Annotated in this window: 21 protein-coding genes; 13 read left to right on the plus strand and 8 right to left on the minus strand. The window is 66.8% G+C overall.

Features of this window, described 5'->3' with window-relative positions; genetic code table 11:
- Positions 1-4 precede the first annotated feature (4 nt).
- From QXK92_RS24070 to QXK92_RS24090, 5 genes are all read left to right on the plus strand, one after another.
- Positions 5-874: an oxidoreductase gene (locus QXK92_RS24070; RefSeq protein WP_306245761.1), complete on the plus strand. Its 870-nt coding sequence runs from the start codon at positions 5-7 to the stop codon at positions 872-874.
- A 231-nt stretch (positions 875-1105) separates the two neighbouring features.
- Entirely contained in the window at positions 1106-1771 is a 666-nt protein-coding gene (locus QXK92_RS24075) for a 50S ribosomal protein L25/general stress protein Ctc (RefSeq protein ID WP_306245762.1), read from the plus strand.
- A gap of 6 nt (positions 1772-1777) precedes the next feature.
- Complete coding sequence (pth, locus tag QXK92_RS24080; protein ID WP_306245763.1) at positions 1778-2353, plus strand: aminoacyl-tRNA hydrolase; 576 nt, start codon at positions 1778-1780, stop codon at positions 2351-2353.
- A gap of 34 nt (positions 2354-2387) precedes the next feature.
- Positions 2388-3356 (plus strand): hypothetical protein, encoded by a 969-nt coding sequence (locus tag QXK92_RS24085; RefSeq protein ID WP_306245764.1) that lies wholly within the window; start codon positions 2388-2390, stop codon positions 3354-3356.
- A gap of 88 nt (positions 3357-3444) precedes the next feature.
- A complete protein-coding gene (locus tag QXK92_RS24090; RefSeq protein WP_306245765.1) occupies positions 3445-4707 on the plus strand; it encodes an SLC13 family permease in 1263 nt (420 codons plus the stop codon).
- Between the two features lie 155 nt (positions 4708-4862).
- Here QXK92_RS24090 and QXK92_RS24095 read toward each other — a convergent pair whose 3' ends face one another.
- The 6 genes from QXK92_RS24095 to QXK92_RS24120 all read right to left on the minus strand — a co-directional run bounded on the left by QXK92_RS24095 (position 4863) and on the right by QXK92_RS24120 (position 11991).
- Positions 4863-5810 carry a DUF302 domain-containing protein gene (locus tag QXK92_RS24095; protein WP_306245766.1) on the minus strand — a complete coding sequence of 316 codons (948 nt, stop codon included), beginning with the start codon at positions 5808-5810 and terminating at the stop codon, positions 4863-4865.
- Positions 5811-5965: 155 nt separating this feature from the next.
- Positions 5966-7600 carry a fatty acyl-AMP ligase gene (locus QXK92_RS24100; RefSeq protein ID WP_306245767.1) on the minus strand — a complete coding sequence of 545 codons (1635 nt, stop codon included), beginning with the start codon at positions 7598-7600 and terminating at the stop codon, positions 5966-5968.
- 249 nt (positions 7601-7849) lie between these two features.
- Positions 7850-8812, minus strand: coding sequence for a 4-(cytidine 5'-diphospho)-2-C-methyl-D-erythritol kinase (locus QXK92_RS24105; RefSeq protein WP_306245768.1), 963 nt, complete (start codon positions 8810-8812; stop codon positions 7850-7852).
- Positions 8813-8872: 60 nt separating this feature from the next.
- The gene (gene rsmA / locus QXK92_RS24110; RefSeq protein WP_371934310.1) at positions 8873-9829 is read right to left on the minus strand and encodes a 16S rRNA (adenine(1518)-N(6)/adenine(1519)-N(6))-dimethyltransferase RsmA; all 957 of its coding nucleotides are present in this window, start codon (positions 9827-9829) and stop codon (positions 8873-8875) included.
- Positions 9793-10920, minus strand: coding sequence for a resuscitation-promoting factor (locus tag QXK92_RS24115; protein ID WP_306245770.1), 1128 nt, complete (start codon positions 10918-10920; stop codon positions 9793-9795). Before QXK92_RS24115 ends, rsmA begins: the two co-directional genes overlap by 37 nt.
- Before the next feature lie 216 nt (positions 10921-11136).
- A complete protein-coding gene (locus QXK92_RS24120) occupies positions 11137-11991 on the minus strand; it encodes a TatD family hydrolase (protein WP_371934301.1) in 855 nt (284 codons plus the stop codon).
- A 50-nt stretch (positions 11992-12041) separates the two neighbouring features.
- Between QXK92_RS24120 and metG the strand changes: the two genes are divergently transcribed.
- The 3 genes from metG to QXK92_RS24135 all read left to right on the plus strand — a co-directional run bounded on the left by metG (position 12042) and on the right by QXK92_RS24135 (position 14803).
- Positions 12042-13610, plus strand: coding sequence for a methionine--tRNA ligase (metG, locus tag QXK92_RS24125; RefSeq protein WP_306245771.1), 1569 nt, complete (start codon positions 12042-12044; stop codon positions 13608-13610).
- A gap of 169 nt (positions 13611-13779) precedes the next feature.
- Positions 13780-14145: a PAS domain-containing protein gene (locus tag QXK92_RS24130; RefSeq protein ID WP_306245772.1), complete on the plus strand. Its 366-nt coding sequence runs from the start codon at positions 13780-13782 to the stop codon at positions 14143-14145.
- Positions 14146-14251: 106 nt separating this feature from the next.
- Positions 14252-14803 carry a serine acetyltransferase gene (locus QXK92_RS24135; RefSeq protein WP_306245773.1) on the plus strand — a complete coding sequence of 184 codons (552 nt, stop codon included), beginning with the start codon at positions 14252-14254 and terminating at the stop codon, positions 14801-14803.
- Between the two features lie 2 nt (positions 14804-14805).
- On the opposite strand, the gene QXK92_RS24140 is transcribed toward QXK92_RS24135, so the two are convergent.
- Positions 14806-15516 carry a TetR/AcrR family transcriptional regulator gene (locus QXK92_RS24140; RefSeq protein WP_306245774.1) on the minus strand — a complete coding sequence of 237 codons (711 nt, stop codon included), beginning with the start codon at positions 15514-15516 and terminating at the stop codon, positions 14806-14808.
- 139 nt (positions 15517-15655) lie between these two features.
- On the minus strand, positions 15656-16333 hold the full coding sequence (locus tag QXK92_RS24145) for a TetR/AcrR family transcriptional regulator (protein WP_306245775.1): 678 nt from the start codon (positions 16331-16333) through the stop codon (positions 15656-15658).
- Positions 16334-16742: 409 nt separating this feature from the next.
- Between QXK92_RS24145 and QXK92_RS24150 the strand changes: the two genes are divergently transcribed.
- The 5 genes from QXK92_RS24150 (at position 16743) to QXK92_RS24170 (ending at position 20758) form a co-directional block, all read left to right on the plus strand.
- Complete coding sequence (locus QXK92_RS24150; RefSeq protein WP_306245776.1) at positions 16743-17042, plus strand: PE family protein; 300 nt, start codon at positions 16743-16745, stop codon at positions 17040-17042.
- Between the two features lie 18 nt (positions 17043-17060).
- Positions 17061-18218 carry a PPE family protein gene (locus QXK92_RS24155; RefSeq protein ID WP_306245777.1) on the plus strand — a complete coding sequence of 386 codons (1158 nt, stop codon included), beginning with the start codon at positions 17061-17063 and terminating at the stop codon, positions 18216-18218.
- A 227-nt stretch (positions 18219-18445) separates the two neighbouring features.
- Positions 18446-19246, plus strand: coding sequence for a glucose-1-phosphate cytidylyltransferase (locus QXK92_RS24160; RefSeq protein WP_306245778.1), 801 nt, complete (start codon positions 18446-18448; stop codon positions 19244-19246).
- A complete protein-coding gene (locus QXK92_RS24165) occupies positions 19243-19899 on the plus strand; it encodes a PIG-L deacetylase family protein (RefSeq protein ID WP_306246470.1) in 657 nt (218 codons plus the stop codon). The genes QXK92_RS24160 and QXK92_RS24165 overlap by 4 nt, the downstream gene beginning before the upstream one ends.
- 7 nt (positions 19900-19906) lie before the next feature.
- Positions 19907-20758: a WecB/TagA/CpsF family glycosyltransferase gene (locus QXK92_RS24170; RefSeq protein WP_306245779.1), complete on the plus strand. Its 852-nt coding sequence runs from the start codon at positions 19907-19909 to the stop codon at positions 20756-20758.
- Positions 20759-20761 lie beyond the last annotated feature (3 nt).

Raw genomic sequence — 20761 nt, forward strand, 5'->3', positions numbered from 1 at the left:
GACCATGACCAATTGGACAGCGGCTGACCTTCCCTCGTTCGCCGGACGCACCGTCGTCATCACGGGCGCCAACAGCGGACTGGGCGAGGTGACGGCCCGGGAGTTGGCCGGGCGCGGGGCCACGGTCATCATGGCCGTCCGCAATACGGCCAAAGGCGAGAAAGCGGCAGCCGGCATCCGCGGCCTGGTGCAGGTTCGGGCACTCGACCTGCAGGACCTGTCGTCGGTGCGGGAATTCGCCGAGGGTGTCGAGAGCGCCGACGTCCTGATCAACAACGCCGGCATCATGGCCGCGCCGTATTCGCTGACCGTCGACGGCTTCGAGAGTCAGATCGGCACCAACCACCTCGGCCACTTCGCGCTGACCAACCTGCTGCTGCCGAAACTCAGCGACCGGGTGGTGACGGTGTCCTCGATGGCGCACTGGCCCGGCCGGATCGACCTGGCTGACCTCAACTTCAAGAACCGCCGCTACTCGCCGTGGCTGGCCTACGCACAGTCCAAGCTGGCCAACCTGCTGTTCACCAGCGAACTGCAGCGCCGACTCGACAGGGCGGGTTCGTCGCTGCGTGCGCTGGCGGCGCACCCCGGCTACTCGCACACCAATCTGCAGGGCGCCTCCGGGCGCAAGCTCGGTGACGCGATCATGTCGGCGGCCACACGCGTCATCGCCACCGACGCCGACTTCGGAGCCCGCCAGACGCTGTACGCCGCCTCCCAGGACTTACCCGGCGACTCGTTCATCGGGCCCCGATTCGGCTACGTGGGCCGGACCCAGCCGGTCGGTCGTAGCGGCGCCGCCCGGGACACGAAGACCGCCGCCGCGCTGTGGGACCTCTCTGAGCAGCTCACCGGCACCTCGTTTCCGCTCTGACCCCCCCGCTGAGCAGACGTGAACTCGCACTGGAACGCGCGTTCCAGTGCGAGTTCACGTCTGCTCGCGCCACTGGGCGACCCCCGGGGGGATTTCCGCTCTGGCCCGCCGGTGGGATAACCTGACCCGGCGTCACGGCGAGGGTGGCTGGGCAACAGACCAGCACCGTTATCGACGGAGACCGGCATTCTGTCGCGATCCCTGGCCGTGCCTTACACACAGGAGCGACACATGGCCAAAGCAACAGTCAACCAACTCGCCGTCACGGTGCGTACCGAGACCGGCAAGGGTGCATCCCGCCGGGCCCGCCGCGAAGGCAAGATTCCCGCCGTCCTGTACGGCCACGGCAGCGACCCGCAGCACCTCGAGCTGCCCGGACACGACTTCGCGGCAGTGTTGCGGCACTCCGGCACCAACGCGGTGCTCACCCTGGACATCGGCGGCAAGGAGCAGCTCGCGCTGACCAAGGCGATCGAGATCCACCCGATCAGGCGGACCATCCAGCACGCCGACCTGCTGGTCGTGCGGCGCGGCGAAAAGGTGACCGTCGAGGTCAACGTCGTCGTCGAGGGTGAGGCGGGTCCGGACACCCTGGTCACCCAGGACGCCAACACCATCGAGATCGAGGCCGAGGCGCTGTCGATTCCCGAGCAGCTGACCGTGTCGGTCGAGGGTGCCGAAATAGGCACCCAGTTCACCGCCGGCCAGATCGAGCTGCCCCGCGGCGTGAACCTGATTTCCGACCCGGAACTGCTCGTGGTCAACGTGGTGCAGGCGCCGACTGCCGAGGACCTGGCCGAAGAGGGTGCGGGCGAGGAAGGCGAGGCCGCGGCAGCAGAGGGCGAAGCCGGCGAAGAAGCGGGCGAGGCCCAGGCAGCCGAAGCCGAGTCCGAGTAGCACACCGTGGCCGAACCCCTTCTGGTGGTCGGCCTGGGCAATCCGGGCGAGAACTACGCCCGGACCCGGCACAATGTCGGGTTCATGGTTGCCGACGTCCTCGCCGCCCGGCTTGGTGCGAAGTTTAAGGCGCACAAGCGTTCCGGCGCCGAGATAAGCACCGGCCGGTTGGCTGGACGTCCGGTGGTGCTGGCCAAGCCACGCTGCTACATGAACGAGTCGGGCCGCCAGGTGGGTCCGCTGGCCAAGTTCTACTCGGTGCCGCCGGCCGACATCATCGTGCTGCATGACGAACTCGATCTCGATTTCGGGCGCATCCGGCTCAAGCTCGGCGGTGGCGAAGGAGGCCACAACGGGTTGCGCTCGGTGGCTGCCGCCCTGGGCAGCAAAGACTTTCACCGCGTCCGGATCGGGATCGGCCGCCCGCCCGGACGGAAAGATCCGGCAGCCTTCGTGCTGGAGCCGTTCAACGCCGCCGAGCGCGCCGAAATCCCCACCATCTGTGAGCAGGCGGCCGACGCCGCAGAGTTGCTCATCGAATTCGGGCTCGAGCCCGCCCAGAACCGTGTCCACGCGTGGTAGGCCGGCCAACAGAAGTCCCGTAACGTCGGCCTGGATGCACACCTTGCGAGACGGGGCCGCATGCCTCCTGCTGGCCACGGCTTTCCTGCTGGCCACTACGGGGTGTGCGCCGGCGCCGAACCCGCCGCAATCGCGGATCTCCGATCTGTGCGCGGCGCTACCGATCGCCGATGTCCAGACCACGTATCACCGCCTCACCCCGCAGATTCTGGCGACCAAGCGGCTGGACACTTCGACGTTTCACGCGGCCGGCATGGCGTCGTGCCATTACGGGCCGAAGGACGACCTCGGCGGTGTCGTGCTCAGCGTTCCGATCGGCGGGCCGGTGTCCGACGTCGCCGATCTCATCGGCGGCCGCCGCGTCCGGAACAGCCAGGACGTCACCGTCGATTCCGACAAAGCGTTCTTCGTGCGCGCGGAAACGGAGTCGGCGATCGCCGTAGACCATGGTTCGACCCAGTTCGTGCTCACCTGGACGCCCCTGCTGGGCGCACCCAACGAGATGGTCACCCAACAGCAACTGGTCATCCTGGCCCGGATCGTGGCCAACAAGTTACCGACGGACTTCGCTGCGCCGCAACAGGATATCGCTCCCGAATGCGCCGGCGTGCGGGTCGCCGATCACCTGGTCGGCGGGAAGGTGAAGATGGCGCGCGGCACCGCCGACCACGACATGCTGAACTGCCACTACCTGGGTCCTACCGGCATTCTCCGGGCAAGCGCTACCCGGGAAGCGGACCACTTCGTCGATGACCAGATCCGCATCCTGCGCACCGGCTCGCACAACCTCGTCGACCCGCCGGTCACCGACGACACCGCGCTGGTCACCCTCAGCGCCACCAGCATGTACATCGAGGGCTACCTCACGGACTGCTGTTCGCTGAATTTCGAGCACCGGGCGGTCAACGACGCGATGGACTACAGCAGCGAATTCGACTCGGCACAAAGAGATTTCGTCACCACATTTGTCGCGGCGGCGCGCGATTGGTCACACCGCCGTTGACGGAGTCCGCGCGCGACCCACAGCGCATGCACGGTGCCGGATCCTCGGGTATCGTTGACCGACTTGTGTGAGGCGGGGGGCCAATCGGTTGAGTCTAGTTGTAGCCGAGTCGATTTCGGCTGTGCTGCTGGCGCTGGTCTTGACCGCTGCGGTAATCCGGCCATTCGGCTGGCCGGAGGCCGTGATCGCAGTGCCCGCGGCCGCCGTCGTGGTCGGTATCGGAGCGGTTTCGTTTGCTGACGCACGCAGCGAAGTGCTCGAGCTGGCGCCGGTCGTCGGGTTTCTGGCCGCCGTCCTGGTGCTGTCGCAGGCGTGCGCGGAGGAGGGGCTCTTCACGTGGTGCGGCGCCTGGATCGCCCGCGCTGCCGGCGGGGGGTCCGGGCGTTTGTTGTTCGCGGTATTCGCCGCGGCCTCGTTGGTGACGGTCGTCTTCAGCCTCGATGCGACGGTCGTGCTCCTCACCCCGGTGGTGTCGGCCACTGCAGCGCAGTTGCGGGTACGGGCCCGTCCGCACCTCTACGCGTGCGCCCATCTTTCCAACAGCGCTTCGCTGTTGCTGCCGGTGTCGAATCTGACCAATCTGCTGGCGTTGTCGGCGACCGGTCTGAGCTTCACCCACTTCACTGCCCTGATGGCGCTGCCCTGGGTTGCCGCAATCGGCGTGGAATATCTGGTGTTTCGACGGTTCTTTCGCGAAGACCTGGGGGCCGCCGAGCCGCAAGCGCCGCCTGCCGACGAGCCGATGCCCACTCCCCCGAAATTTGCCATCGCCACCGTGGCCGCCACCCTGGCCGGCTTCGTCGTCACCTCTGCCGTGGGCGTCAATCCCGCATGGGCAGCCGCCGCGGGCGCCCTCGTTCTTGCCGTGCATGCGACGGCGTCACGCAAGACCGGCGTTGTCGCGATGGCCCGCTCCTCGGACATCCCCTTTCTCATCTTCGTGCTCGCCCTGGGCGTGGTGGTGCGGGCCGTCATCGACAACGGGCTCGACAACGCGCTGCGCAGCCGGCTTCCGCATCCCGATGGACTGCTCGGATTGCTGGCCATCGCTGCCGTTGCCGCGGTGGCGGCGAATGTCGTCAACAACCTGCCCGCGGTATTGATGCTGGTTCCGCTGGTGGCGCCCGCCGGTCCCGCCGCCGTCCTGGCGGTTCTCCTGGGGGTCAACATCGGCCCGAACCTCACCTACACCGGGTCACTGGCGACCATGCTGTGGCGACGCGTCCTGCACCAGCGCGGGCACTCCACCAAGCTGGGCGAATTCACCAAACTCGGGTTGCTCACCACGCCGGTCGCGGTCGTCGCGGCGGTAGTGGCGCTGTGGGCGTCGTTACGTCTGATCGGAACCTGATCAGTGCCGAAATCAACTGCGCCACTAGTTAAGTCATGTGACGCAGCAACTGTGGCGAGCCACCTTCCTGCCACCCGACTTCCGGGAGACTGCCGATGACGTCCACCAGTGTGAGCGCCAACCTTCTCAGTGGCTGACCAACCGAGACCAGCGCGTCACGGCTTGCCGGCCGCGGTGTCGACCGTCGCGCGGATCGCGTCCGAAATCTTCCTCCCCGCGTCGGCGAGGGCCGGATCGACAGCGGTGAACTCCGGGGCCGGATCGAAGTAGCTGATCGAAGCCGGACCACCCCGGTCGCTCGCCCACACCGTCACCCGCACCGGAACCACCACCCCGATCGCCTGGTTAGCGCCGAACAGCGTTTTGCCGATCTGCGGATCACCGAGGAAGAAACTGTGCGCGTGCTGGGATTGCACCCCCACCGCCTTCAACCTTGTCTCTTCGTTCAAGTCACCGAGGATGACCATGCCGTGTTTGTCGGCGGCATCGTGCAGCGCGCCGATCGTCGCCTCGTATTCACCGTTGGCCGTGACCGTGACGAACCGGGTTTCGACCGGGGTTGTGGTCATCGGACCGCCGGCGGCAGCTTCGGCAATGGTTCGGATCTGCTGAGAGATCTGCTGTCCGCCGTCGCCGAGTCCGGGATCGACGGACGCGAACTGCGGTGCCGGATCGAAATAGCCGATGTGGGCCGGACCGTCTGCGTCAACCCACACGTGCATACGGACCGGGACAACCGCGCCGATGGCTTTGGTGGCATCGAAAAACGTTTTGCCGAGCTGCGGGTTGCCGACGAAGAACGTGTGCGCTCCGGGCAGGCGCAGCCCGTTCGCCGCCAATTCAGCGTCCTGGTTCACTTCGCCGACGATCGTCATCCCGTGCTCGGCGGCCGCCTTCGTCAACGCAGCTACCGTGGCTTCGAATCCCTGGTTGGCGGTGTAGCTGACGAACTTGGTCGAAACGCCGCGTGAGCCGTCGGCGGGGCCGGCGCTGGTCGGCTCCCCGGTGGGCCCCATGCTGCGGCCGTCGTGGCAACCGGCCACCGTCGCAGCGACAAACCAGACAGTGACGACTGCTAGTAACACTCGGATTGGCGACGACATCCCTGTGGCTCCCCTCGGAGACGGGCAACGACCATCCAAAAAGATGGCATTACGAGAATTGCCCAGGAGGTGGCTCGAGCTCAAGAGCCGACAGCCACGAAGCGAAAGAGAAGAAGCCACCCGGCGCGAGCCGGAGGCACTATTCGGCGCGCTGCCTAGGTGACCAGGGTGACGGAGTTCGACCGGCGCAGCTTGCCCGACGGTGTCTTCGGAATGGTCCCCGGGCCCAGCACCACGACGTTGCGCGGCCGCACGTCGACCTCCTTGACGACTTCGTGCGCCACTTGGTGTTCGATGCGGCGTACCTCGGCCGGGTCCTCGAAGGCGTTCGACTCGACGGCGACGGCGAACGATTCCCGGGAATGCCCGGCGTCCAGACGCACTGCTACCGCGCAGCCAGGGCGGACGCCGTCGACGCGGCCCGCGGCCCGCTCGATGTCGGTCGGGTAGATGTTGCGGCCGGCCATGATGATGACGTCCTTGACGCGGCCGCACACCACAACATGACCCTCGTCGGTGAGATAGCCGAGGTCGCCCGTGTCGTACCAGCCGTGCTCGTCCTGTGCCGGGATGAAGCCACCCATGGTGGTGTAGCCCGGGGTGAGGGACTCACCACGCAACTCGATGACCCCGACGCCGCGGGCCGCCATCACGTTGCCGTTCTCGTCCACCACCCGAGCCTCGAGGTCTTTCAGCAGCGGCCCGAGCGTAGCCAGCCGGCGGGTATTGCCCTTGGTGGCGGGAACGGCCCGGCGCAGCGCGGCCATCAGATCGGCGTCGACCTCGTCGACGACCAGGCCCGAGTTGCACTTGGAGAACGACACCGCCAGCGTGGTCTCGGCCATGCCGTAGGCCGGCAGGATCGCCGACGACCGCAGGCCGAACGGCTTGCCGGCGTCGAGCAGGTCCTCGACGTCGGCGGGTTCGACGGGCTCGGCGCCGGACAGCGCGAAGCGCAGCGTCGAGAGGTCGAAGTCGCCCGGCTTGGCGTTGCGGCGCAGCCGCTTGGCCAGCAGGGCGTACGCGAAGTTGGGCGCCGCGGTCATCGTGCCCTTGTACTTGTCGATGAGCTTGGCCCACAGCAGCGTGTCGCGCAGGAAGTCCATCGGCGTCACCTTGACCAGCTCGGCGCCGAAGTACATCGGGATGGTGAGGAATCCGACCATGCCCATGTCGTGGAAGCAGGGCAACCAGCTGACCATGACGTCCTTGTCGACGTCGTACTCGGCGCCGATGAACATCGCCTCGGCGTTGGAGTAGATGTTGCGGTGGGTGATCTGCACCGCCTTCGGGGAACCGGTGGATCCCGACGTCAGCTGCATGAGCGCCAGTTCGTCCTCGCCGACCTCGATCGGATCGATCGGTTCCGACGCCAGCAGGTCGGCCACGGTGAGAACCGTGATGCCCTTCTCCTGCAGCACCGGGATGGCCACCGTGAACGGCTCGGAGACGATGACGGCCTTGGCCTCGATCATGCCGATGACGGTCATGGTGTCTTCCGCCCACACGGCCAGGTCGGTGCGCGGCGTGGGCTGGTGCAGCATGGTCAGGCTCGCCCCGCGCATCCACAGGCCCTGGGCGGTCGGAGCGATCTCCACAGGGAATCCGGCGAGGACGCCGACAGCGTCGCCGAGTCCGACGCCCGCGGCGGCCAGGCCGCCTGCGATACAACGAGCGCGCTCGTGCACCTCGCCCCAGGTGTGACGGACAGGTTCGTGGGGTTCACCGGTGACCATGCCCGTTGTCGCCGTTCGGGCATTGCGGAACATCTTCTCGGTAAACCTGCTCACGCAAACCTCCTCGGTACTAGCGCTGTCCCCAAGGTCCGAGCTTTCATGTTGCACTTGCCACATCACGCTTGTAGGCAGGCGCGCGCACACGTTGAGGAGCGGTTAGGTCTCGATTTGATAGAGAGCTGCGGCCCTGCGTTGGGCTGCCGGTACTCGCCACCGCGGATTATCTTAAGCAATCCTTAAGTAAGTGCCAAACGGTAACGCGACATGAGTGCGATGTCACAGCCGCGTTAACGGCCCTGCGATTCATTCGCCATGCGTCGCGGGCGCGGGGACGACACGGGCACCCGGCACCGGCCCGGTGGCGACGCGGACGGTGCGGCACACGCCCGCCCCGGACAACTGGGTGCCGACGTCCACCGCGGAGTCCGCCGATTCACACAGGAAGGCGCAGGTGGGACCCGAACCGGACACGATGCCGGCCAGTGCCCCCGCTTCCACTCCCGCGCGCAGTGCCCGCCGCAGCGCCGGATCCAGGCTCACCGCCGCGGCCTGCATTTCGTTGCCCAGCAGCGGCGCGAGTTGCTGGGGGTCACCGGCCGCCAACGCGGCCAGCACCGGGCCGGGCTCGTCCAGCCGCGGCGGATCCCCGACCTCGCGCAACCGGTCCAGCTCCGCATACACCGCCGGCGTCATCAGCCCACTGTCAGCGAAGGCCAGCACCCAGTGAAAGGTGTTGCGGGACAACACGGTGGCCAGCTCCTCACCACGCCCGGTGCCCAGCGCGGTCCCGCCGTGCAACGCGAACGGGACGTCGCTGCCCAGCTGGGCGGCCATCAGCCGCAGGTCGCGGCGGGGCAGGTTGAGCTCCCACAAGGCGTTCATCGCCACCAACACGGCGGCCGCATCGGCGCTGCCGCCGGCCATGCCTCCGGCCAGCGGAATCGATTTGTCGATCAGGATCGACACGTCGGGAGCGCGCCCGACGTGATCGGCCATCAGCTCGGCCGCCCGCCAGGCGAGGTTGCGTTCATCGGTGGGCAGCGTGTCGGCGCCCTCGCCGACGTGCTCCAGCGAGAGCACATCGGCATTGCGGACCGTCACCTCGTCGAACAGCGACACGGCGTGAAAAACCGTCGTCAGCTCGTGGTAGCCGTCGTCGCGGCGGTCGCCTACGGCCAGGTAGAGGTTGACCTTCCCCGGCACCCGAACGGTGGTTGACCCGGTGGGCACCCACAGCTCGGCGGTGTTGCCGTCAGATGCTGACACCGCAGCAGACTATCGCTGCCCGCGGCGAACCACACGTAGCGGCACCCCCGCTGTGTGTGCTCACCCAGTGGTTGCCGGAACGGGATCCGGCGCCGCGCCGTTCCCGAGGTCCCCGTCACCGGATCGCTGCAACAGCCGGACGAAGTCTTCGATCGACAGCGTCTCGCCGCGGCGGGCGGGGTCGATGCTGGCGGCCAGCAATCGGCGCGCCGATTCGTTCCCCGATCCGGCCCACTCTACGAACGCATTGCGCGACGTCTTGCGGCGCTGCGCGAACGCGATGTCGATCAGCTCGAAGACCCGCTTGCGAAATCCTTCGTCGGTGGGCCACGGCGACGTCTCGTAACGGTCGATGCGCACCAGGCCGGAGTAGACACGCGGGATGGGCCAGAACACCGTCGGCGACACCGTGCCGCAGCGCCGCACCCGGCCGTAGAAGTTCACCTTGACGCTGGGCACACCGTATTCCTTGCCGCCCGGCACGGCGGCCAGCCGCTCGGCGACTTCGGCCTGCACCATCACCGTCACGGTGCGGATGGAGGGAAATTCGGCAAGCAGATGCAGGATCGCCGGAACCGCGACGTTGTACGGCAGATTGGCCACCACCGCGGTCGGTTCGGTGGGCAACTGCTGAGCGAGGTCTCCACGGCGCAGCGTCAGCACGTCATGGTGCAGCACGGTGAGCCGCTGGGCTTCGCTGTTGGAATGCTCGGCCACCGTCTGGGGCAGCCGGGCGGCCAGCACCGGATCGATCTCGACGGCGGCCACGGTCGCGCCGCGATCAAGCAGCGCGAGCGTCAGCGAACCCAGTCCCGGGCCCACTTCCACGACGACGTCGGACTTGCCGATGCCAGATGCCGTGACGATCCGGCGCACGGTGTTGGCGTCGTGTACGAAGTTCTGTCCGAAGGACTTTCGCGGCCGGAAATCAAGCTCCTTGGCCAACCGCCGGATCTCGGTGCGCCCGAGCAGCCGGATCGTCAGCGGGCACCCACTCGTCCACTGCACACGGGCCAGGCGCCCCAACCCTGGCGCTGCCGGGTCACTTCGGCGATCGCGATCTGCTCCTCGCGGGTGGCCATGTCAGCGCGCGGGGCGTAGCGCAATCCGCCGTTGGCCTCCCAGGTGCCCTGGTCGAACTGCACACCGCCGAAGAACCCGTTTCCGGTGTTGATGGCCCAGTTGCCACCGGCCTCACAGCCGGCCAGCGAGTCCCAGATGGTTCCGTCGCTGACGGGCGGCACCTCGGTACCGGGCTTGGCGCCGACCCGCACCACGGCTTCGCGGGCCGGGGTCACCACCACATTGGCGATCGGCAGGCGACCGGTCTCGACACCGTTCACCTGGGCCACGGAGAACGTGACGTCCTGCATGCCCGGTGCGCCCGGATCTTCGACGACCTCACGGCTCATGTTCATCTCGGGGTCTTCGATGCGGCGCGCCGGCGGAGGAAGCGGCACGCGCTCGGTGACGCGCTCGATCCGGTTGCGGGTGACCTGGATCTGCATGCCGTCGGTGATCGGTGTCGCCGGAGCGGGGATCACCTGGTCGCTGTCCTGCAGCGGCGCGCCGGCGGCGTTGAGCAGTTCGGCCACGTTCGGCGCGGGCAGGTGCACCGTGCGGACGGTGCCGCCGTCATCGATCTGAACCGTCTTGGCACTGACGACGGGCAGGGCCATCCCCGCCAGCGGGACACGGCTGGCGCGCGACGCCGCGGCGGGCGCGGTGTCGGTCAGGGCCAGCTGCGCCAGCGCCTCGTCCACCGTCGAGGCCGTGGTCCACACCTGCCGCGAGTTCTGGCCGTCCAGCGTGATCTCCAACGGCCGGCTGCGACGCAGCACGATCGTGGCCGAGTCGCCGACGGTGACGTCGGCAGCGGGGTACAGGTCGTCGCGCTCCTCGACGGCGAAACCGTTCTCCCGGACGATGTCGATCACCCGCGACCTCATCGTCTGCACCTTCATCGAGGTGCCGTCGATGGTCAGCGTGACGGTCTTGGATGCGGACACGGCGTATCCGCCGGCGAATGTGAGTGCCAACAGCAGGGCGCCAACCAGCAGGCGCAATGTGGGCGATTCAGTTTGATGAAGTTTAGTAAGCAGATTCAATGTCAATCCCAGTCAATCTCTACGTATCCCAAGTCTGTTCCGACCTACCACGACCCTTACGCAGCAACAACGCAGCAAAAGTTCGAGACGAGCTACCGACCATATTCAGCTGAAATAACAAATGGGCCCATAGGCCCACCCGTTCGATCACAAGACGGTAACGAACCGGCGAGTGCTGAGCAACTCCTACTGAAAGATTCTGTGCCGGTTCAGGAGCTAGGAAGCCTCCACTTCATCCAGCCGGTACGCCCGGCGAGCGTTGCTCGTGGTGATTTCCGCTAATTCCTCGGGCGGGCGATTCACCAGTTCAGCAAGGGCGCGCACGGTGTAGGGCAGGCAGTAGGACTCGTTCGCTGCGCCCCGATATGGATGCGGGGTGAGAAATGGCGCGTCGGTTTCCACCAATATCTGGTCCACCGGTATCAGCGGAACGGCTTCGCGCAGGTCGCGGGCGTTACGGAAGCTGATCGTCCCGGACAGGCTCAGCAACCATCCCGCCGCCGAACAAGTGCGAGCCATCTCACTGCCGGATGAGAAGCAGTGAAAGATCACAGTCTCCGGCGCGCCCTCCGCGCGCAGCACGTCAAGCACCTCCCGGTCGGCGTCGCGGTTGTGAATCATCAGCGGCTTGCCGGTCCGCTTGGCCAGGTCGATATGCCAGGCGAAGGCTTCACGTTGCACATCCGGCGGCGCGCATCCGTCGAGCCGGCCCGGCCAATACAGGTCCATGCCCGTCTCGCCAACCGCCACCACGCGGGGGTGGTTCGCCAATCTCTCGATCTCGGCGCGCGCATCCGGGGTCAGCGCGCCCGTGCGCGTCGGATGCAGGGCGACCGCGCCGTAGGCACGTGGATCCCACTCCACCGCGCGCGTCACCCAGCGCGCCGATTCCAGGTCGTCGGCGATGGTGACCACCGCGGCGACGCCGACGGCCGCCGCGCGGTCGAGCAGGGCACGCACTCCCGGCGCGTCGGAAACCCCGCAGGCGTCCAGATGGGTATGCGCGTCGATCAACGGCGAAAGCGGCTCCGGCGGCGGCGGTGCTTCTCGTCTGGCGCTCACGCCGCCCACGATATGTGCACACGCGGGGCACCGGGCGACCCGATTAGGGTGGAGCCGCAATGAACCAACACCTGCCGAAGCCGTATTACGTCACCACCGCGATCGCCTATCCCAACGGCGCGCCGCACATGGGTCACGCGTACGAGTACATCGCGACCGACGCCATCGCCCGCTTCAAGCGACTCGACGGCTTCGACGTGCGTTTCCTGACCGGAACCGACGAGCACGGCCTCAAGGTCGCCCAGGCCGCCGCGGCCGCCGGGGTGCCGACCGCGCAACTGGCGCGCAGCAACTCCGACGTTTTCCAGCGCATGCAGGAGAAGCTCAACATCTCCTTCGACCGGTTCATCCGCACCACCGACCCCGACCATCACGAGTCGTCGAAGGAAATCTGGCGGCGCATGGAGGCCGCCGGCGACATCTATCTGGACAACTACGCCGGCTGGTACTCGGTGCGCGACGAGCGGTTCTTCGTCGAATCGGAAACCCGCCTGCTCGAAGACGGCACCCGGATCGCGGTCGAGACCGGCACGCCGGTGACCTGGACCGAGGAGCAGACCTACTTCTTCCGGCTGTCCGCCTACGCCGACAAGCTGCTGGCGCACTACCGGGACAACCCCGGCTTCATCGCCCCCGAGACCCGGCGCAACGAAGTCGTCAGCTTCGTCTCCGGCGGTTTGGACGACCTGTCCATCTCGCGGACGTCGTTCGACTGGGGTGTACAGGTTCCCGGGCATCCGGACCACATCATGTATGTCTGGGTCGACGCGCTGACCAATTACCTGACCGGCGCCGGCTTTCCCGACACCGACTCGGAGTTGTTCGCCCGCTACTGGCCCGCGGATTTGCACATGATCGGCAAGGACATCATCAGATTCCACGCCGTGTATTGGCCGGCTTTTCTGATGTCGGCCGGAATCGAGCTGCCGCGCAGGGTTTTCGCGCACGGGTTCCTGCACAATCGCGGCGAGAAGATGAGTAAGTCGGTGGGCAACATCGTCGATCCGGTGGCGCTCGTCGATACCTTCGGCGTGGACCAGGTCCGCTATTTCCTGTTGCGCGAGATACCTTTCGGGCAAGACGGCAGTTACAGCGACGAATCGATCATCACCCGGATCAATACCGACCTGGCCAACGAACTCGGGAACCTGGCTCAGCGTTCGCTGTCCATGGTGGCCAAGAATCTGGGCGCGGTGGTGCCGGAACCAGGTGAGTTCGTTGCCGCGGACACTGAGCTGCTGGCCACGGCCGACGGGCTCTTGGATCGCGTCCGTGTCCATTTCGACTCGCAGGCAATGCATTTGGCGCTCGAGGCGATCTGGCTGATGCTGGGCGAGGCGAACCGGTACTTCTCCGCGCAACAACCCTGGGTGCTGCGCAAGAGCGAAGCGGAGACAGACCAGGTACGGTTCCGGACCACCCTTTACGTCACCTGCGAGGTGGTCCGCATCGCGGCGCTTCTGGTCAGCCCGGTGATGCCGGATTCGGCGAGCAAGTTACTCGACCTGCTCGGCCAGACCGACGAGCAACGGACGTTCGCCGCGGCCGGCGCCCGGCTGGCCCCCGGAACGGCACTGCCCGCACCGTCCGGGGTGTTTCCGCGGTATCAAGCACCCGAGGCGGAGTGACAGCAAGTGGGTTTCCGGGCCAGTCGTCAAGTAACAAATACGAAGCCGGACGGCCACATTACGAACCGCGGTTCAGGTTTTCGGGGTAAGCGGTGTGAGACGTGCCGCAGCGATAGGCCATAATCGCCAAGTGGAGCGAAGACGGAATCGGCAGCCCAGCCAATCCCCGATGACCACCTTGAAGCAGTTGCCTGCGCTGGTGGTGCTCGAACGGATCCCGGTTCCCGTTCTCGCCATCGCGGATGACGGCAGCATCCTGTTCACCAACACCGCATTTGCCCAGATGGTGGGTTGCGATCCGGAAGAGGTGCTGGCACTGCGGTTTCACGAGATCTTCCACCAGGCTCCGGAGTCGGAGTCCTCGCTGCTCTCGTTCGTGCACGCCCTGGCCAACATGGTGGTCGAGTTGGCGCACAAGGACGGCTCGGTGGTGCGGGCGCTGATGAGCAGGTCGGCGGTGATGCGCGCTGACGACAAATTTGCCCTGGCCGCTTTCCGGGACCTGACCGAACAGTTGTGGGAAGAGGAGCGCTAGGCGCCGGCCGGCCCGGGCACGCCCCGGACCGGTGCAAGATATGAATTCACCTAGACTTGCGGTATCCAGATAGGGCATTCTTGATACCTGTAGTATGGTTTCAGGTGTGATCAAGACTCGCAACGACTTGGAGTCCTACCTCGAGGCGGACTTGCATGCGCAAGGACTTGAGCGCTGGCGGCATCACTACCGGATCATGCACCGGGCCCCTTACTTCCAGCGCATGCTGCGCAAGACGGAATATTGGACGAATACCGCGCGGACGCCGTTCGGCCACCTCGTCGCGGGCTATCTTCGCCTGCGGCTGAAGTTCCTCGGCGAGAAGCTGGGATTCGGCATTCCGCTCAACGCCTTCGGACCCGGCCTCTCCGTCGCCCACGTCGGCTGGGTACACGTGCATCACCGGGCCAAGATCGGAGCCAACTGCCGCATTCACCAAGGGGTGACGATCGGCGAGGGTCGTCCGGGCGAGTACCCCAGCATCGGCGATGACGTCTTCATCTACCCGGGCGCGATGGTGCTCGGCGCCGATGTGGGCAGCCGCGTCGGCATCTACGCGGGTGCGGTCGTGACCAAGCCGGTGCCCGACGACGTCGACGTTGCCGGCGTTCCGGCGCGCATCGTGAAGGACCGGCGGGCGCGCGCCGTCAGCGCCTGACGCTAGATACCCTCCGGAGCTCCGGCCGCGGCACCTGCCGACGCGCTGGACCGCGTGTGCCGCAGTGCCTCACGGGCCAGGAACTGCTGGAAGTAGGGCAGTGACGCTTCGGCCGCGACGCCGGGAAGCAGAAAAATCCAGATCTTGCTCAGCTGCCCGTTGAGCTCGTCGAGCATGCCGTCGCTGCGCCGGCTGCGGGTCACCGCGATGGACAGCAACCGGGTGCCGAACATGGCGCCGACGATGGACTCCGCGAGGGACTGTGGGTCGACGTCCTCGCGCAGATCGCCTTCGTCGATCGCCTCGCGGGCCTGCGCGGCCATTTCTGCCACCCACCCCGCGCAGCAGCGCGCGGCGGCGTCATTGAACCCACTCAGGGCCGCGATCAGCTGCTCGGCCGCGCGTGCCGTCTTGTCGGTGCTCAGCACGTTGGCGATGGCGAAGGTGCCGTGGATCATGTTCTCCAAGGCAGGCGACGCAGAACCACACACGTTGCGAAAAGCTCCGAGGAGCACCTCGGCGCCCTCGTCGATGATGTCCGACGCCAGCGCCTCTTTGGAATCGAAGTGATGGTAGAGCGCGCCTTTGGTCATGCCGGTTCGCTCGATGATGGTGCCCCACCCGGCGGCGGCGTAGCCGACCTCACTGAAGACGTCGATCGCCGCGTCCAGAATCTTCCGCCGGGTTACCTCGGATCGAACCTGGCGCGCCATTGGCCATGCCTCCCCAGTGATGTCAATCCGGTTCAGCTCCGGACCTCGGCGTCTTGTTCTTGCTGGTCAGCCGGATAAGCCTAACAGCCGCCGGCGCAGGGTTTCCGATCACGCGTGCCAGATCGCCGCCGGTGCCGGCTCATGTAGCGCTCACCTGGGCCGGGGCGGCCTTCACCGCCAGCGCGGTCCGCCGCCGGAGGAATTGGCCGAAGTAGTCGGCCCGGTCGGGCTGCAGGACTGCGGCCAGGATCAGAACCCAGTTTCTTTCCAGGTCGAGCAGAAATCCCCGTGGGTCGTCCAGGTCGCTGGTTTGGCGCAGCCCCAGATACATCGACACGATCAGGCGGCCGACGTCGCGCGGCTCCCACCGCTGGGCGATATCCCCCTCCCGGATCGCGCGTTCGGCGACGCTGGCCAGGGCGTCGACCCAGCCTCCGAGCAGCGCGGACTGCAACCCTTCGGTGCGGCCCACCGACTCGATGAGGTGCAAAGCGGCCCTGGCCACATCCTTCGAGATGTCCTGCACCGCGATCAGGTAGGAGATATCGATCAGGGTTTCCAGGCCGGAGAGCTGCCGGGACAGCAGGTCCTCGACGGCCGCGCGGCCCCCTGACGTGTGTTGTTCGATGATGGCCACCGCGAGCGCGTGTTTGGAGCGGAAGTGAAAGTACATCGCGCCCTTGGTGAGCTCGGCTTCGGCGAGAATGTCGTCCAGCCCCACGTCGTGATACGCGCGGCGGGCGAACTGGTGTGCGGCCGCCCGCAGAATCTGTTGCCGGGTGCTGTCAGCTCGTCCGTCGGCCGATTCAGTCGACATCTAGCCGCAGGACACTTCCGGGCGTGCTGAATATCGGCCAGCAGCGTTGAGCGGAGCGATCACCTTCATCATCGCGATGCCTTCCTCGACCTGGTGGCCAGACCATCGGATGGTGAGCCGCCCACCGGCGTGTGTCTCAGGCGGCACTTTGGCTGCCACCTGTGAGGTTATCAAGTTCGCAAAGACCTGCATGGTTACACGCCGACATGACTGCATCGACGCGCTGGCAATACCTAAGGTCGGTTCTGAGGCTGCACTACGTTCTAAAAGTATGTAGAATGGGTATAAGCCTGATCTGTTGGTCTGCGGGGGGCAGGAAAACGGGTCTGAACTACGAGTTTGGACTCTTTGCAATGACTGCCTCCCTCACGCCGCTGCATCGTCAACCGTTTCGCGTTAGGAGAGGCGCATGTCGTTCGTCACCACGCAGCCAGAAGCACTGGCGGCCTCGGCCAGCACGCTGCAGGGCGTGGGCAGCGCCGTGGGCACGGCGAGCACGGCCGCGGCCGTTCCGACCACGGCCATCGTGCCCGCCGCCGCCGACGAGGTGTCCGCGCTCACCGCAGTGCAGTTCGCCGCACACGGCCAGCTCTACCAGGCGGTGAGCGCACAGGCAGCCGCGATTCACGAGATGTTCGTCGAGGCGCTGAGCACCAGTTCAAGTTCCTACGCCGCCACCGAGGCGGCCAACGCCGCTGCGGCACGCTGACGATCGGGGGCTGGACACATGGACTTCGGCGCACTGCCACCGGAGATCAACTCGGCGCGGATGTACACCGGCGCAGGTCCGGAGCCGCTGCTGGCGGCCTCCGTCGCCTGGGATCAGCTGGCCACCGAGCTGGCGACGGCGGCATCGTCCTACTCATCGGTGATCGCGGGCCTGACGAGCGGCCCCTGGCTCGGCCCGGCAGCGATCGCCTCGGCGGCTGCGGCCCAGCCCTATGCGGTGTGGATGGGCGCGACGTCCGCCCAGGCCGAGCAGGCTGCTGCCCAGGCCCGTGCCGCGGTGAGTGCTTACGAAGCGGCGTACGCGATGACGGTCCCGCCGGCGGTGATCGCTGCGAACCGGACGCTGCTGGCGGCGCTGGTGGCGACCAATTTCTTCGGCCAGAACTCGCCCGCGATCGCCGCCACCGAGGCCCACTACAGCGAGATGTGGGCGCAGGACGCGGCCGCCATGTATGGCTATGCGGCCAGTTCGGCATCCGCGTCGACGCTGACGCCGTTCGAGGCGCCACCGCAGGTCACCGACCCTGCCGGAGCCGCAGCGCAGGCCACTGCGGTATCGGCGGCGACCGGCGAGGCCGCGGCGACTCAAGCGACGCTGGCCTCGCTGGTGAGCGCGGTCCCGTCCGCGTTGCAAGGCATGGCGATGCCGGCATCGCTGGCCACGGCCGCCGCGGGCGTACCGATCAGCACCACCTCCACCGGTGACATCGCCAACCTGCTGAACATCGCCGTGATGCCGCTGTTCGCGATCAGCAGCGTATTGGGCATCGCCCAGACCATGCAGGGCATGGCAGCCGCCGCCACCCAGGTGGGCGAGGCGGCGGCGGAGGCTGCCGAGGCCGCCGCCGGTGCGGCCACCATCGGCGCGGAGGCAGCCGGCGGTGCTGCACTGGGAGCCATGGGCCAGGCCGCCAGCCTGGGATCGCTGTCGGTTCCCCCGGCCTGGACCAGCGTCATCCCCACGGCACACCTCGCCGGCGTCAGTTCGGCCCTGCCGGGGGCCACCCCGGGCGCGGTCGGCAATGTGCCCCCGAGCCTGTTGGGCGGGGTGCCACGAGCGGCGGCGAGCCAGGGTCCCGCAGCCGGACCCAGGTACGGACTGGTCCCCACGGTGATGGCCCAGCCGCCCTCCGCCGGGTACGGAGCTCTCCTCTGACGCTGGTACGGCACGTGTGGTGGCTCTCGAACCAGCAATCCTCGAAAACGCGCCATAACAAGTTACAAGTTCAAGAAGTTCTGAGTTGGGGTACTTGTAGTCATAATTTAAGCGTCTATTCGTTCAAATAGTATGTAATAATGGAGTTTGTAAGTAGTTGGGTTTGAAAGTTCGATGACCGGTCGAAGGAGAACAGCAGTGAGCGGTTTGCAGCGGGGGGCAGGCAAATGAAGGTCGTACTGTTCTGTGGCGGTTACGGCATGCGGATGCGCAGCGCCGCCGGTGACCTCATCCCGAAGCCACTTCAGATGGTCGGGCCCCGACCGCTGTTGTGGCACGTGATGCGCTACTACGCGCACTACGGTCACACCGAGTTCATCCTGTGCCTCGGCTACGGCCAGTCCATGGTGAAGGACTTCTTCGTCAACTACCGCGAGACCGAGTCCAACGATTTCGTCATGCGGGGCGGAAAGGTCGAGCTGCTCGACTCCGACATGTCGAACTGGACGATCACCTTCGTCGACACCGGCCTGGAGTCGCCGATCGGCGAGCGGCTGCGCCGCGTTCGCAAATACCTCGGTGACGACGAGTACTTCCTCGCTAACTACGCCGACGTCCTGACCGACGCGCCGCTGGACACGATGATCGATCGTTTCCACGCCGCCGGTGCGGCCGCGTCGATGCTTGTCGTGCCGCCGCAGTCGTCGTTCCATTGCGTCGACGTCAGCACTCAGGGCGACATCAAGGAGATCGCGCCCATCGCCAAGTTCCCGATCTGGGTGAACGGCGGCTACTTCGTGCTCCGCCAGGACGTCATCGACCTCATCCCCGAGAACGGGGACCTCGTCGGCGACGCGTGCATGGAGCTTGCCGGCACCGGGCGGTTGCTGGGCTACCAGCACGACGGCTTCTGGAAGCCGGCAGACACCTTCAAGGAGCGCGCCGAACTCGACGCCGACTACAACCGCGGTGTCCGCCCGTGGGCGGTCTGGGAGGCACCCTCGGCTTTGGCGGAAGCGCCGGCATGATCCCGCTGACTTTCTCCGGGGCGGGCATCGGCTCGGTCGCGGTGGTCGGCGCTCACTGCGACGACATCATCATCGGCGCCGGAGCCACCCTGATGCAGCTCGAGCGCAGCAATCCCGGCCTCGTCATCCACGCACTCGTCTTGACCGGCGCCGGCACCGAGCGCGAGATCGAGGAGAAGAGCGCCTTTTCGGCCTTCTTCCCGCAGGCCGACGTGCGCTTGACCGTGGCCGACCTGCCCGACGGGCACCTGCCCGAGCACTGGGGTGCGGTCAAACGGCACCTCGCCGCGTTCCGGCGCAGTTGCGAGCCCGACCTGGTGCTGGGCCCTCAGCGCGAGGACTACCACCAGGATCACCGTCTGCTGGCCGAGCTGATCCCGACCGAGTTCCGGGCCCATCTGGTGCTGGGCTACGAGATCCTCAAGTGGGAGTCCGACCTGCCGAATCCCACTCTCTACGTGCCCATTTCGGCTGAAGTCGCGGCGCAGAAGGCACGGCTTCTCGCGGAGTGCTACCCGTCGCAGGCAGGACGGGACTGGTTCGACGGCGAGACTTTCCTCGGTTTGATGCGGGTGCGCGGCGTGCAGAGCCGCGCCCGCTACGCCGAGGGATTCGTGGTGGAGAAGGCCGTGCTGAGTCCGGCCGCAGGGTAGTTCGACCATGCCCGAGAACACTCTCCCCCAGGCGCCGGTGCGAATGGTCGTCAGCGGCAGCATCGTCGAACGCTGCGACATCCACGAGGTGCTGTCGATCGTCGACTCGCGCCTGCGGTCGCAATCGGGTCGCGGCTTGGCGGTGGGATCGGTGAATCTGGACCATCTGCACCACTTCCGCGTTGCGGACACCGCCCCCAACGGATTGGTGGAATGGCTGTTACTGGCTGACGGCATGCCGATCGCCTGGCGGGGCAAGTTGCTGACCGCCCGGCCGTGGCCCCGCGTCACCGGCGCCGACCTGCTGCCGTCCATCCTGGCGCTGGCCGAAGCGAACGGCCACCGGGTCGGGTTCTTCGGCGGCAGCCGGGAGACTCACCACCTGCTGGCCGGGCACCTGCAGGCTCAGTACCCTCGCCTGCTGGTCTCCGGCATGTGGGCACCCGACCTCGAAGACATCGAATCGCGTTCGGAGGCTTTGTGTTCCGCGATTCGGGCGGCTCGTACCGACCTGCTGGTCGTCAGCCTGGGTAAACCGCGCCAGGAGCGGTGGGTGGACCATTACGGACATGCCACGGGCGCACGGGTTTTCCTGCCCTCCGGCGGCGCCATCGACTTCCTGGCCGGAATGACAAGCCGGGCGCCGCGCTGGATGCAGCGCTCGGGGCTCGAGTGGCTGTACCGATTGACCCGCGAGCCACGCCGCCTCGCGCGGCGCTACCTGCTGCAGGGACCGATCGCGCTGCTGCGCGCCGCGCGGGCGCAGCTCATCTGCTACCCGGGTGTCCATTACGTCGGCACACCCGCCCGTGAGTACGACCAAACCCCGAGCGCTACAACGGAAGCGGTGTCCGCATGACCG

It is taken from the genome of Mycobacterium sp. TY815 (assembly GCF_030755135.1).
Classification (GTDB): domain Bacteria; phylum Actinomycetota; class Actinomycetes; order Mycobacteriales; family Mycobacteriaceae; genus Mycobacterium.